The organism is Vibrio sp. D417a (assembly GCF_030248595.1).
Taxonomy (GTDB): domain Bacteria; phylum Pseudomonadota; class Gammaproteobacteria; order Enterobacterales; family Vibrionaceae; genus Vibrio; species Vibrio alginolyticus.
The window spans coordinates 460,760-474,591 of the sequence record NZ_JAHGAM010000001.1; the positions used below are offsets into that span (position 1 = coordinate 460,760).

Below are 13,832 nucleotides of genomic sequence, written 5' to 3' on the forward strand. Positions count from 1 at the left end.
GATGTTTTAGGTAAAGGAGGGAGATGGATCTCTAGAACATGGAATTATCAATGTATCAATAAGTTATCAGAGGAGAGTGACATGAAAAACCTATGCCCGAAATGCCACACAGAAATGATAGAACGTTCGAATGTTTATGTTTGTCCGAGAAATGATATCGGTGACTGCACCTACGATGCATTCGAGTTAGCTGATGACGATAATCCATATACATTCAGCCAAGAATATGTAAGTAGTGACCTACGTTCTTATGCCGTAGCAGACAGCAAATAGCGGTTTGTATCGGCGTTCCTCTAAGTAGCACTCAGTGATTACTGTTTGCTACTTTTCCCTTAGTTTCATGATCGTTTTTGAAGCGCTTGGGCTAAAACAATACAGTGGAGTTTGTCATTTGCGCCGAATAGCGCGTACCTTCTTATAATAACGAATGGGCTGCGATGTTGAATAACATAACGGGTAAAGAAAACCTGCCGAAAAACCTAGATAATCAGTTGGTCTTACTGATTTTCCCTGCGCTGCCAGTTTTAATCTTCTCTTTTCTCTTCTATATCTATACTCCTGCAGGCGTGAGCTGGAATGCGGAATGGATACCAAGCCTCGATATCAACCTTAGCTTTAGATTAGATGGTCTTTCATTTCTTTTTGCGGGACTGATCAGTGGGATTGGCGCACTGATTCAAATCTACGTGTTGGCTTATTTACGAGAAAGTGATAGCCGGTTTTCCTTTCATTTGTATCTAACCCTATTCATGCTTGCCATGCTAGGGATTGTGATGAGCGATAACATTCTGTTGTTATTTGTTTTCTGGGAACTCACCACCATCACTTCTTACTTACTGATCGGGTTTAATCACGAAAGTAAAACGTCTCGGAAAAACGCCTTGCAGTCGCTGATTGTTACCGGTGCTGGTGGGCTAGCGTTGCTAGCTGGTCTTATCTTGCTGGGAGCAATGGCAGGGAGTTATGAGCTAAATACCATTATCGAGCAGGCAGACACTATTGCGCAGCATGAATGGTTTATCCCATCTCTAGTGCTCATACTACTCGGTGCATTTACTAAATCTGCGCAATTCCCGTTTCATTTTTGGCTACCTAACGCGATGGCAGCTCCCACTCCGGTCAGTGCGTATTTACACTCGGCAACAATGGTAAAGGCAGGCATTTACCTATTAGCACGTTTATCGCCAGTTTATGCCCACAGCGAGATCTGGTTTTATGCTTTAGTCATCACAGGGAGTATCACTGCCATTTGGTGCACATTTGTCGCATTAAAACAAACTGACTTGAAGCTGATGCTAGCCTACAGCACGAATGTTGCTTTGGGTAAATTAACATTATTACTAGGTATGGGCACAGATTTGGCCGTTAGTGCAGTATTGATGTTTATTCTCGCTCACTCTTTCTATAAAGCTGCGCTGTTTATGGTGGTGGGTAATATCGACAAAGCGACAGGAACACGAGATATTGATCAATTGTACGGTCTGAAGTCAGTGCTCGTCATCAGCATGGTTGCGGGGAGTTTGGCTGCATTGTCTAAAGCGGGGTTCCCGCCGTTGTTAGGCTTTTTGAGCAAAGAATACATGTACAAGTCCGCAGTAGAGCTCAATAACTGGATCGCCTTTGTACTATTAATCGTGAATATACTGATGGTCGCGCTAACCATTATGCTTATTGCGAGACCATTCTTTGCTCGCCGTGATCTCGTGCCGATTGAAACTAAGCCAGTTGAGACAAAAAAAGCCATGTGGATCTCGCCTTTGCTCTTGGCACTTGGCAGTCTCCTGGTCCCGTTATTCGGTTTAAATTGGTTAGATCGCAATATTATTTTTCCGGGCTCTGCTGACATTCTGCCCACAGCAGCTCTTAAAGAGACATCACTATGGCATGGCGTGAATGTACCGTTAGTGTTAAGCGTTATTACGCTAGCGTTGGGGTGTGTGGTGTACCGTGTTTATCCAGCTGTGTCTGCATTTTTTCAGCGGCTACATCTATTCGTCCCCAAAGCGGAGAATATTTTTGAACGACTATTAGATGGCATGATGATAGTGGCGAAGTGGCAAACGGCGCGGTTACAGCAAAAGAAATTGAGTCGCTATGTCCTATTATTTTTCACGGTACTTGCCGTTGCGTTACTGAGTCAGGTAGCGCTTATTCCTCTGCCTTTGGTTGGCGAACTTTCAAGTGTCACTTTCTATGAGATTGGTATTGCCTTATTGTTGATTGGTGCTGCGCTCGTATGTACGTTGTCCCACGCAAGACTTCTTGCGATTTCTGCGCTTGGTATGATTGGCTTCATGACTACGCTTGTTTTTATGATTTATAGCGCCCCGGACGTTGCGAAGACTTTACTGTTAGTGGAAACATTAATGGTGGTCTTTCTTGCATTGTTAATGCGTCATATGCCGCGTCTAGCCACCGTGCCCAAGCATTCAATAAAACGTAAAGTAGCGAATATTTGCATAGCAGGTGTGATAGGTGTTTCGGTTACTTTACTTTTGTTAGGAATCACGTCTCAGCCGATGGACTCTTCGGTGTCAGATTTCTTTGCAGAAAACAGTGTCCCGGGTGGACATGGGCGAAACATTGTTAACGTTATTCTGGTCGACTTTCGCGCATTTGATACATTGGGAGAAGTTGTCGTCGTTGTTATTGCAGGGATTGCGGCAGTGAGTTTGCTTAAGACAAGAGCGAAAAAGCAAAATCGTATCCAATCATTAATTTTTGCAACCACGGCACACATCGTTTCGGCACTCATGCTCGTATTTTCAGTGTATCTGTTGTTACGTGGTCATAATGAACCGGGTGGTGGCTTTATTGGTGCGTTGATTGCCGTTATTGGTTTATCACTTCTCATGTTCGCGGAATCACCGAAATACGTTCGTTCTAGGTTGTATTTCAAACCGTTTCTCATTGCGTTATCTGGCATCGCATTGAGCTTAGTTTCTGGTGCTTTGAGCTTTGCGTTTGATAAACCGTTTTTGACCGGACTGTGGTGGAAGGATGTTATACCACTAGGGACGCCATTGGTTTTTGATGTTGGTGTTTACCTTGCTGTTATAGGTGGCGTGATGGGTATGCTGCTTCGTATTAATGAGGAGCTAGAGTGATGGAAATAGTCTGGAGTGTTGTCGTTGGAGTATTTGTCGCAGCAGGTGTTTATTTAATGCTTGAAAAGCATATCTTGCGCCTTTTGTTCGGCATCATGTTACTCAGTAGTGCGGTTAACCTTGCTATTTTTACCGCTGGGAGGCTGACGCCCGGAGAACCGCCATTGATTGGCGATAATGCTCTTTTACCACCAGATAGCGCGGCAAATCCTTTACCTCAAGCGCTTATCTTAACTGCGATAGTCATCGGTTTTGGACTACTTATTTTTGCTTTAATGCTGTTCTATCGAGCTTATAAAGACACTGGAACTGCAAACGTCGATGAAATGCAACGTTCTGAGGAGGGTCAATGAGTTCGATTTTGCTTACGTTACCGGTTGTTCTATCGCTGAGTACGGCGTTGACTATCTTCTTCGTCCGTCGCTCAACAAAAAGTGTTGAGTGGTTGAGCGGTGTAAGTGCGATTTCGAACCTTTTCGTTGCGGGCTTTCTCACAGAAAACATCATAAATAATGGTATTCAAGCCGTTGCTTTTGGTCAGTGGAGTGCGCCATTTGGTATCGTGTTTGTCGCAGATTACCTCAGCGTTGCTATGGTGATGATAACGGCGGTGATTGGTGCGATATGTGTTTTCTACGCGATGGCGGACCTTCACCGAAAGCCCTCCTATAGCAATTACCATGCGCTAATGCACGTGTTGCTTGCTGGCGTTTATGGCGCTTTCCTGACTGGAGATATTTTTAATCTGTATGTTTGGTTTGAGGTCATGCTCATTTCATCATTTGGTTTAATGGTGTTAGATGCAACGAAAACTCAAGTTGATGGTGCAGTAAAGTACGTGATGTTGAACCTGATTTCGACGCTGGTATTTTTACTTGCTATCGGTTTATTGTATGGCGCAACGGGCACCTTGAACTTGGCCGATCTCTACACCAAAGTTGCGGAAAATGAATTGAGCATCAACATGATGCTGTCCGCGCTATTTTTGTTTGCCTTCTCTATTAAAGCGGCACTCTTTCCTTTATTTGCTTGGTTGCCCGCTTCTTATCACACGTTGCCAAGCGGTGTGGTGGCACTGTTTGCCGCGTTGCTTACTAAAGTCGGTGTATACGCGTTGATAAGAGTCTTCACCTTAGTATTTCCGCTCGCCGAGAGTGGCTGGCAACCGACGTTAATTTGGGTCGCAGGGCTAACCATGTTAACGGGCGTTTTAGGAGCGGCTAGCCAATTCGACATTAAGAAAATTCTTTCTTTTCATATTATTAGCCAAATAGGCTATATGATCATGGGGTTGGCTATTTACACTCCCTTAGCTTTAGCCGGTGCCATTTTCTACATTGTTCATCACATCATTGTAAAAGCGAATTTGTTCTTAATAGGTGGATTCATCGAGCGCAAATATGGCTCTAGTCAACTTGAACATTTGGGTGGGGTATATAAAGCTATGCCTTGGTTGGCGTTCTTGTTTCTTGTGCCTGCGTTTTCTCTGGCCGGTTTTCCACCGCTATCGGGTTTCTGGGGAAAGCTATTGGTCATCAAGTCGAGCATACAGGCTGAATATTACTGGTTAGCAGGTACCGCGTTATTGGTGGGGTTGCTTACTGTCTACTCGATGACGAAAATTTGGAGTGAGGCATTTTGGAAAAAGCCATTTAGAGAGAAGCCAGAACAGACTCTGCAGGCCAAAGCACATTGGTTGTACTGCGTTCCAATTATTGTATTGACGACGTTGACGCTAATCATTGGCTTAGTGGCGGAGCCTTTTTATCAATTTTCCGTTCAAGCTGCAGAACAACTGTTAAATCCGACTGAATACATCAGAGTGGTGTTAGGAGGAAATACATGATCTATCTATTCCTCAATTTTTTCTTAGCGTTAGCGTGGATGATGCTTAATGGCAGCTATTCGAGTCTGAATTTTGTTGTCGGATTTACGGTCGGTTTTTTTGCTTTAAGGTTGAGTCAACCATTTGGATTGAAAACGAGCTATTTTCAACGTTTTGCATCTGCATTGAAGTTATTGATGTACTTCGCTTATGAAATGGTTATATCGGTTGCGAAAGTGGTGTGGGACGTTGTGACACCTACTCATTTGAGTCAGCCTGATATCGTTTATGTCCCTCTGGAGGTCGATTCTGATCTAGAAATCACATTACTGGCGAACATGGTTTCTTTAACACCGGGCACGCTTAGTTTGGATGTTACGGCTGATAAAAAGTATCTTATCGTTCATGCCATGTTTGCACCTGAACATGAAGAGGTTATTCGCGGAATTAAAGATGGGTTAGAGCATCGAATTTTGGAGGTGACGCGTGGATAGTTGGCTGCAAATAACGGTCACTTTTGCCTATTCTGGGCTACTACTCAGCTTTGTTATGGCTTTTGCTCGTTTAATTCTAGGACCAACGCTAGCTGATCGAGTTGTGGCGTTAGATCTGATTTCATTTATCACTATCGGATTTATTACGGTTTACACCTTAGACAGCGGTGAGGACGCTCTGTTAGATATTGCCATTACATTAGGTTTGGTTGCATTTCTCGGCACGATCGCATTTGCACGTTTGATCGTTAAAAGAAAGGAGAAAGAATAATGGACGTGTTGATTGGACTATTTTTATGCTTAGGAACATTGTTGACCTTGGTTGCAAGTCTAGGTGTCCTGAGGCTTCCTGATTTGTATACCCGAATGCATGCAGCGACCAAAGCTGGAACTGTCGGAGTGAGCTGCTTGTTATTAGCGGTCGCTTTCTCACTCCCTGAAGTTACCGTGATCTCTCGGGTTATCGGTACGATGTTGTTTATCGTTCTCACTGCGCCAGTCGCCTCCCACCTGCTCGGCAGAGCAATGCGAGAGGTCGGATATAAGATTTGGCGTAATGATTAACCATTAGCGTCGAATAGTACTACGCCCTAGTTGAAATAAACTCGAAGCTGTATTGATGAAGTCGGAAGTAATTGACGGTATATTCAAATGCACGACCATCTTCTAGGTAACCAGTGGACTCAACTTTTAGAATAGGGGAAGCTTCTGATTCATTCAGGTATGAGGCCGTCTCTGCATCTAACAAGTACGGTTTGACAGACTGACTGCTTTTCGCAATTTTCAATCCTTTGCTATTTTCAATGTACTCATATTTAGAACCATTCATTATGGCTATGCTCAAGTCTGGAAATAACATTGCTGGCATATGAGTGACTTCGTAAATTTCAGGCTCATCATTAATACATCTGAGTCTATGTATTTCATATGTATCATCATTGGGCGAGAGATTTAACTGCTTAGCAACCTGCTCATTCGGCTTTTTAAGTTCGAACTTTATGACTTGAGAGCTAGGCGTTTTCCCCTGTTTACTGACTTCCTCGATAAAACCCAGCAAATGTAAGGCATCATGTTGGGCTTTTAGATCGTTTACATAAGTTCCACTACCTCTTGTCCGACTAATTAAATTATTGTCGACCAGAATTTGTAAGCTTTTTCTGATGGTTACGCGGCTTACGGAAAACTCTTCTTGCAAATCACTCTCTTTTGGAAGCATCGATTTCGGTTGTAGTTCCCCATCTTTGATCTTTTTTTCTAATCGTTCCGCAATGTCTATGTATTTGGGTTTCATAATACCTCGCTAAGTCTTGGATCATGATAGCAAGAATGTGATCTGAGATGTAGTTAATACTTTTCCTTAGGATCTTTGTGTGATTTTTATCTCGTATCTTTGTGCTTATACTTTAAATGTATCATAAAAGTATTAATACTTATTTTATACATTTTCAGGATAAACATTTGAGGTAGCGAAATGAAACGTCAAAAATTAACGATTGTTGGTGCTGGCAGTACATACACACTTGGTATGATGAACAGCCTTATTGCCGAAAAAGATAACTTTCCACTCGCAAAAGTCGTGTTTTACGACATAGATGAGAAACGCCAAGAATCGAATGCATTAGCTACTGAAATTCTATTGCGAGAACACTATCCAGAAGTTGAAGAGTTTGTTTATACAACGGATAAATCTGTCGCATTCGCAGATTCGGACTTTTTCTTTATCCAGATCCGCACTGGTGGGTTGGCCATGCGCGAGCGCGATGAACAAATCCCGCTATCCAACTCTTGTGTTGGGCAAGAGACATGTGGCGCGGGAGGAATGGCATATGGACTTCGCTCTATCGGCGACATGATCCAGCTAGTGAACGAGATCCGACAAACGTGTCCAGATGCGTGGATTCTTAATTACACCAACCCGGCGGCAATTGTCGCTGAAGCTTTAAATCGTGAATTTCCGCATGATAAGCGAATTCTAAATATCTGTGATATGCCAGCAGCGATTATGGTCAGCTATGCGCAATTGTTAGGATGTGAAATTTGGGACTTCGTTCCTGAATATTTTGGGCTTAATCACTATGGCTGGTTTACCAAAATTCGTAACAAACAGGGTGAAGACTTAACGGACAAAATTAAAAATATCATCCTAAAAGAAGGGATCAGTGCGGTTGATGCGGAAATAGCGGATGACCCATCGTGGCAAGCCACATTCAAAAACATGAGAACAATGCTTGCTGATAATCCAGAGTTTTTGCCGAATACGTATCTTCAATACTATTTGTACCCTGAAAAAATGGTGGCGAAAGAGGATATCAATAATACTCGTGCAAGGCAGGTAATTAACGGCCGTGAGAAACGAGTGTTCGAATTGAACGCAAGAATAATTGAAGCGGGCACCACGAAGCACGAAACACTGCATGCCGATATCCATGGTCGATACATGGTGAGAGTCGCGGCTTCGCTAGCCTACAACTTGAGCGATGTGTATCTCGTCATCGTACCGAATAATGGTGCTATTACAAATTTACAAAATGACGCCATGGTAGAAGTTCCAGCTGCGCTAACTAGTGATGGACCGAAAGCTTTTACTGTAGGAAAAATCCCAACCTTCCAAAAAGCAATGATTGAAAGCCAACTTGGTTACGAGAAATTAGTCGTGGATGCTTGGTACGAAGGAAGTCAGCAAAAGCTGATTAATGCACTCACACTTAACCGTACCGTGGTTAATGTGCCAAAAGCTAAAGAAATAACAAAACAATTACTAGAAGAAAATAAAGCCTACCTTCCTCAATTTTTTCAATAACAACTGGACGTTCGGGGCCTACTTGTAGGCTCCGTGAATGAAACAAGAGGTTTATATGAAAGACATTATTCAAAGGTTCGGAGCCGCGATGTTTGTACCCGTTCTATTATTTCCAGCAGCGGGCATGTTATTGGGTTTCTCTGTTGTGCTGTTAAATCAAGAAGTGTTTCCTTGGGCACTAGAGGGGAGTGCTTGGGTTAAAGTCTCGACGATCATTTTACAGGCATCACTCGCTGTATTTAAAAATATGGCACTTATTTTTGCCGTTGGGTTACCTATCGCTTTAGCTAAAAAAGCATCTGGTCGCGCTGTACTTGCAACACTTGTTTCCTACATTACGTATAACTACGTTATTGGTGGAATCCTTCAATTTTGGGGGCCAGAACTGGGCGTTAACTATACGGAAGGTGAGCGAGGCTTGACTGAAGTTGGTGGCATTCTAACGCTTGATACCAACTTGCTAGGTGCGATTTTAATTGCAAGTCTCTCTGTTTGGGTTCACAACCGATTCTTTGATAAAAAGCTACCGGATTGGGCGGCTGTATTTGGCGGAACGCCATTGGTTGTGATCATTAGCTTCCCAATTATGGTCGTGATGGCAATTCTAACTTGTTTGACTTGGCCAAGTATTCAGCATGGTATTAATAATCTGCAATCATTTTTGGTTTCTGCTGGATCGTTAGGGGTATGGCTATTTACGTTTTTAGAGCGAATCATGATACCAACGGGGTTGCATCATTTCGTATATGGTCCCGTTTTTTATGGGCCAGTTGCAGTCGATGGCGGAACGGTTGCCTATTGGATTCAAAATATACAGACATTCGCCCAGAACTCGGAAAGTTTAACGACACAATTTCCTCAGGGTGGTTTGATGTTGACGGGAATGGGTAAAGTGTTTGGTTGTACGGGTATCGCACTAGCACTCTATTCAGTTGCGAAAAAAGAAAATAAAAAGATGGTGATGGGGTTAGTGCTCGGAGCCGCAATCACAGCAATTCTTACAGGGATCACCGAACCAATAGAGTTTACATTCTTATTTATCGCACCTGCGCTGTTTGCTTTGCATGCGTTGTTATCTGCGACAATGGCAACGATCGCCTTTATGTTTGGTGTTTCCGGTAACTTTCAGACTGGCTTGATAGACTTCATTTTCCAAAACTGGTTGCCTTTGGCTGGTAACCATGCAGGAACATACGTGATTCAGATTATTATTGGTCTCATGTTTACTGGTGTTTACTTTGTTACGTTTCGCGCGCTTATTTTAAAATACAACATACTTACTCCGGGACGTGAAGGTGCAGATAGTAAGTTGTATTCCAAAGCTGACTACAAAGAAGCGAAAGCGGTCCATAACAGTAGCGCAAGTCCGTCACAAGCTAGTGCCTTTATTGAAGGTCTGGGTGGAAAAGAAAACATTGAATTGTTAACTAATTGCGCGACGCGTTTGCGTGTTAAAGTTAAAGATGTCTCTCTTGTAAAGGAGAACGCATTTTTCACACAGCACGGAGCGGTGAATATTGTTAGAAATCAAGAGAGCCTTCAAATCATCGTTGGTTTAACGGTGCCACAAGTTCGCGAAGATATGAGCCAACTGATAAAAGCTTAACCCCCAAACTAATGCTCCAGCTCATATGGCTCAAAGGTGAGATAGAATTATCTCACCTTTTTTGTGTACATGAAGCATATTTCGCGCAGTTTCCACGAAAGTGGGGAGGAGTTATTGAGCGAGCTAAAAATACAGTTAGGTTATACCCGTCTGTATTGTTGGAAGACTTGTTGAGTCTCTAAGTGACAGTGGCGCCACTTTCTATGTTGAAAAGCGTTTTAATTTCTTCCAGCACTTCTGGGTTAGCAATAGCACCAATGTTTTTTACAGCTTGTCCGTTTACCAATTGTTTCACTGCTAGCTCAACCAATTTGCCTGAGCGCGTTTTAGGAATATCACTGATAGCAAAAATTTGTCGTGGGACATGGCGCGGTGAACATTTTGTTTTCAATGTTTGGCGAATTGAATCGGTGAGTTGTTGGGTTAACTCGACGTTGTGAGCGAGTTTTACTAGTAACCAGATTTCTTCAGACTGCTGGTTTAACTTGCCGACAGCGATGGAGTCTTCAACCTCGGGTAACGCGTTCACTTTCTGATAGATTTCAGCGGTACCGATGCGTACGCCGCCTGGATTTAAGGTTGCGTCACTACGGCCATAAAAAATAAAGCCGCCATGTTCGGTTTGCATCACATCGTCGCCATGGTGCCAGATATCGGTAAACTTGCTCCAATAAGCGTTGTGATAACGTTCGCCGTTGTCGTGCCAGAAGCCAATAGGGAAGTTAGGTAGCGAGTTATTACAAGTCAGTTCGCCGCGTTTTTGCGTAATAGTATGTCCATCATCCTCTAGAACACGTGCGTCGATTCCCAGCCCTGCGCCTTGGCATTCACCTTTGTAAACTGGTGAGATAGGGTTTCCCAGTACAAAGCATCCGCAAATATCCGTGCCGCCAGCGATAGAAGCGAGATGCAAGTCCTGCTTGATGTGCTGATAGACATAACTAAATTGTTCTGGGTAAAGCACCGAACCAGTTGAGCAAAGAGTTTTGAGTGACTTCAGGTTATGTTCTAGTTTTGGAGAGCAGTTTGCCTGTTCCAGTGCTTCTAAGTATTTCGCTGAAGTACCAAACAGCGACACGCTATGTTCTTCTGCTAATTGCCATAAGACGGAGTGATCAGGGTAAACCGGACTACCGTCGTAAATCACTAAGGCTGCACCACTCGCAAGAGCGGAAACATGCCAGTTCCACATCATCCAACCACATGTTGTGTAGTAGAAAACCTTGTCTTGCGATTTGATGTCGCAATGCAGTTGATGTTCTTTGAGGTGATTGAGCAAGGTACCGCCTGCGGAATGGACAATACACTTAGGTTGACCTGTTGTACCAGAAGAATACAAAATGAATAACGGGTCATTAAACAGCATTGGTTGATATTGAATTGATTGTGGAGAAAAGTGGTGAGTAATATCGGACCAAGAGACAAAGTCAGAAGTGGTAGCTCTCTTAGCGTTTTGTAAATATTCGATTTGGCATACGCTAATAGTAGTCTCTTCGGAGGCACTGCTTAACTTACTACTAAGAGTGGTGTTCTTGTCCGTCATATCGAAAGCTTTGCCTCCGAACTGGTAGCCATCACAGCAAAAAAGAACTTTCGGCTTAACCTGACCAAAACGCTCTACGACGCTATCGATACCAAAATCAGGAGAGGTTGAAGTCCAAATAGCGCCAAGGCTTGTAGTAGCCAACATGGCTATAACGGTTTCAGGAAGGTAGGGCAAATAACCCGCAACGACATCGCCTTTACCGACACCACAATTGAGTAGCCATTGTTGAATGGCAGAAACTTGTTCAAGCAACTGTTTACCGGTGAGTTGTCGGTGTTCACCGCTTTCATTGCTAAAAACAATAAACTCACGCTCTGGTGATTGTTCAGCCTGAGATAGGAGGTTCTCTGCGTAGTTCAGCGTGGCGTCAGCAAACCATACTGTGTCTCTATTTACATGATGATGATTAGAACCTGTTTGTGTCCATTTGGGACTGCCAAGGCTCTTGATTTGCGAACCTATATCTCCGATTACGTTGCAAAACTGCCAAGTATGTCGCCAAAATTCATCATTGTGCTCAATGGACCACTTGTGTAGAAACGTGTAATTGTTGATTACGGTACGTTCGGCTTTGTCTTTATTAACCTTTTCGATGAACCGTAATAAGTTGCTATTGCTGACGCGCTCAGCAGATGGTGACCAAATAGGTGCAGATTTTGGCATAGGTCCCTCTAATTTCAATTCTTTTGAATATGACCAAAACAAAATAAAGGGGCGAACATAGCAGTGTTCGCCCCTTATCTGATCGTTTAAAGTTGTTCGGCAAGCTGAGGTAGTACCTCGAATAAATCACCAACCAATCCATAGTCGGCAACTTCAAAGATAGGAGATTCTGGATCTTTGTTGATCGCGACAATCACTTTGGATTCCTTCATTCCTGCAAGATGCTGGATGGCACCGGAAATCCCAACCGCTATATAAAGCTTAGGTGCAACGATTTTACCGGTTTGACCCACTTGTAAGTCGTTGGCAACAAACCCGGCATCAACCGCCGCGCGAGAAGCGCCAATGGCAGCACCTAGTTTATCGGCAACTTGTTCGATCAACGCGAAGTTCTCTTTGCTACCGACCCCGCGTCCACCTGACACAACCACCTCTGCCGCGCTTAATTCAGGACGTTCTGACACGGTTTTATCGACAGAAACCAATTCAATCATTGGAGCTGAGATAGTGACCTGCTGATGCTTAATATCAGCTTGGTTGTGACAAGTAACCGGCTCAAACGCAGACGCGCGCACGGTGATGACGCGAACCTTGTCGCTGGTGGTCACTTTGGCAAATGCGTTTCCTGCGTAAATAGGGCGGATAAAAGTGTTTTCATCGATAACTTGGACAATATCGGAAATTTGCCCAACGCCGAACTTCGCTGCTACTCGCGGTGCAAGATCTTTCCCTTTTGATGATGAGCTAGCCCAGATTGCGTCAAAACCTTCAGCAACACTCACTACAATAGGTGCGATACTCTCGGCAAATTGATGCTTAAGTTGCTCATCATCGACACAAATTACGTTTGATATACCATCAACGCGACAAGCTTGTTGAGCGACTTCTTCACACTGGTGGCCCACTACGATCAAAACATTGTCTTGGCTGACTTGTTTTGCTGCATTAACCACTTTGAGTGTGTCCGCATGCAATTGGTTATTGTCATGCTCTGCTATGATTAAGTTCTTCATGAAATCACCTTCGCTTCGTTACGCAGCTTATCGAGAAGCTCTGAGACAGATTCAACCTTGATGCCACCTTTTCTTTGCGCTGGCGGTGTGATTTCTTGAATGGTTTGGCTAAATACCACTTCAACACCCAGACTGTCAGGTGTGATGGTATCTAACGGCTTGCGCTTAGCTTTCATGATATTAGGCAAAGAGGCAAAACGCGGTTCATTCAGGCGTAAGTCAGTACTGATCACCGCAGGTAAGTTCATCGCGACCGTCATCAAGCCGCCGTCCACTTCTCTCACGACCTGAACTTTTTGATCTTCAATCTTCACGTCGGAAGCGAAAGTTGCTTGAGGCCAGTCAAGTAGGGCGGCCAGCATCTGAGCCACTTGGTTGTTGTCCGTATCAATGGATTGTTTACCCGTAATCACAAGCTGTGCTTGTTCTTGCTCAACTAGAGCTTTGAGCAGCTTAGCAACAACTAATGGCTCTATTTTGTCTTCAGTATCGACATGAATAGCGCGATCGGCGCCTAATGCAAGCGCGGTACGTAGTTGCTCCTGACACTGGCTACCGCCAGCACTGACAACGATGACTTCATCTGCAATACCTTGCTCCTTTAGTCGTACGGCTTCTTCAACGGCTATTTCGCAAAATGGATTAATCGTCATCTTGACGTTATTGGTTTCAACATCGCTATGGTCCGCTTTCACGCGAACTTTAACGTAGGGATCAATGACCCTTTTGATTGGCACTAGTATTTTCACGTTAGATTCCTTTTACAGTGAAGACTATG

At 43.7% G+C, this 13,832-nt stretch carries 13 protein-coding genes; 9 read left to right on the top strand and 4 right to left on the bottom strand.

The window, feature by feature from the left end; translation table 11 throughout:
* Positions 1 to 81 precede the first annotated feature (81 nt).
* From KI742_RS02055 to mnhG, 7 genes are all read left to right on the top strand, one after another.
* On the top strand, positions 82 to 273 hold the full coding sequence (locus KI742_RS02055; RefSeq protein ID WP_082245536.1) for a hypothetical protein: 192 nt from the start codon (positions 82 to 84) through the stop codon (positions 271 to 273).
* A gap of 164 nt (positions 274 to 437) precedes the next feature.
* Positions 438 to 3,107 carry a hydrogen gas-evolving membrane-bound hydrogenase subunit E gene (mbhE, locus tag KI742_RS02060; RefSeq protein WP_262639750.1) on the top strand — a complete coding sequence of 890 codons (2,670 nt, stop codon included), beginning with the start codon at positions 438 to 440 and terminating at the stop codon, positions 3,105 to 3,107.
* Positions 3,107 to 3,460 (top strand): Na+/H+ antiporter subunit C, encoded by a 354-nt coding sequence (locus KI742_RS02065; protein WP_017633704.1) that lies wholly within the window; start codon positions 3,107 to 3,109, stop codon positions 3,458 to 3,460. Before mbhE ends, KI742_RS02065 begins: the two co-directional genes overlap by 1 nt.
* Positions 3,457 to 4,953, top strand: coding sequence for a Na+/H+ antiporter subunit D (locus KI742_RS02070; protein ID WP_239932194.1), 1,497 nt, complete (start codon positions 3,457 to 3,459; stop codon positions 4,951 to 4,953). Before KI742_RS02065 ends, KI742_RS02070 begins: the two co-directional genes overlap by 4 nt.
* Positions 4,950 to 5,426, top strand: a complete 477-nt coding sequence (locus KI742_RS02075; RefSeq protein WP_104976188.1) for a Na+/H+ antiporter subunit E — start codon at positions 4,950 to 4,952, stop codon at positions 5,424 to 5,426. Before KI742_RS02070 ends, KI742_RS02075 begins: the two co-directional genes overlap by 4 nt.
* Complete coding sequence (locus tag KI742_RS02080) at positions 5,419 to 5,697, top strand: cation:proton antiporter (RefSeq protein WP_005373317.1); 279 nt, start codon at positions 5,419 to 5,421, stop codon at positions 5,695 to 5,697. Before KI742_RS02075 ends, KI742_RS02080 begins: the two co-directional genes overlap by 8 nt.
* Positions 5,697 to 5,990, top strand: a complete 294-nt coding sequence (gene mnhG, locus KI742_RS02085) for a monovalent cation/H(+) antiporter subunit G (protein WP_005373314.1) — start codon at positions 5,697 to 5,699, stop codon at positions 5,988 to 5,990. The genes KI742_RS02080 and mnhG overlap by 1 nt, the downstream gene beginning before the upstream one ends.
* A 19-nt stretch (positions 5,991 to 6,009) precedes the next feature.
* Here the strand turns inward: mnhG and KI742_RS02090 are convergent, their stop codons facing one another.
* Complete coding sequence (locus tag KI742_RS02090) at positions 6,010 to 6,717, bottom strand: GntR family transcriptional regulator (protein ID WP_054730587.1); 708 nt, start codon at positions 6,715 to 6,717, stop codon at positions 6,010 to 6,012.
* A gap of 180 nt (positions 6,718 to 6,897) precedes the next feature.
* On the opposite strand from KI742_RS02090, the gene KI742_RS02095 reads away from it, so the two are divergent.
* Together KI742_RS02095 and KI742_RS02100 are read left to right on the top strand one after the other, a co-directional pair.
* A complete protein-coding gene (locus KI742_RS02095) occupies positions 6,898 to 8,226 on the top strand; it encodes a 6-phospho-alpha-glucosidase (RefSeq protein WP_005373308.1) in 1,329 nt (442 codons plus the stop codon).
* Between the two features lie 55 nt (positions 8,227 to 8,281).
* Positions 8,282 to 9,832 (top strand): alpha-glucoside-specific PTS transporter subunit IIBC, encoded by a 1,551-nt coding sequence (locus tag KI742_RS02100; RefSeq protein ID WP_285384917.1) that lies wholly within the window; start codon positions 8,282 to 8,284, stop codon positions 9,830 to 9,832.
* 178 nt (positions 9,833 to 10,010) lie between these two features.
* Here the strand turns inward: KI742_RS02100 and KI742_RS02105 are convergent, their stop codons facing one another.
* The 3 genes from KI742_RS02105 to KI742_RS02115 form a co-directional block, all read right to left on the bottom strand.
* Entirely contained in the window at positions 10,011 to 12,041 is a 2,031-nt protein-coding gene (locus tag KI742_RS02105; RefSeq protein ID WP_285384916.1) for an acetoacetate--CoA ligase, read from the bottom strand.
* Between the two features lie 86 nt (positions 12,042 to 12,127).
* Positions 12,128 to 13,054: an electron transfer flavoprotein subunit alpha/FixB family protein gene (locus KI742_RS02110; protein WP_285384915.1), complete on the bottom strand. Its 927-nt coding sequence runs from the start codon at positions 13,052 to 13,054 to the stop codon at positions 12,128 to 12,130.
* Positions 13,051 to 13,803, bottom strand: a complete 753-nt coding sequence (locus KI742_RS02115; protein ID WP_042523555.1) for an electron transfer flavoprotein subunit beta/FixA family protein — start codon at positions 13,801 to 13,803, stop codon at positions 13,051 to 13,053. Before KI742_RS02115 ends, KI742_RS02110 begins: the two co-directional genes overlap by 4 nt.
* Positions 13,804 to 13,832: the final 29 nt, after the last annotated feature.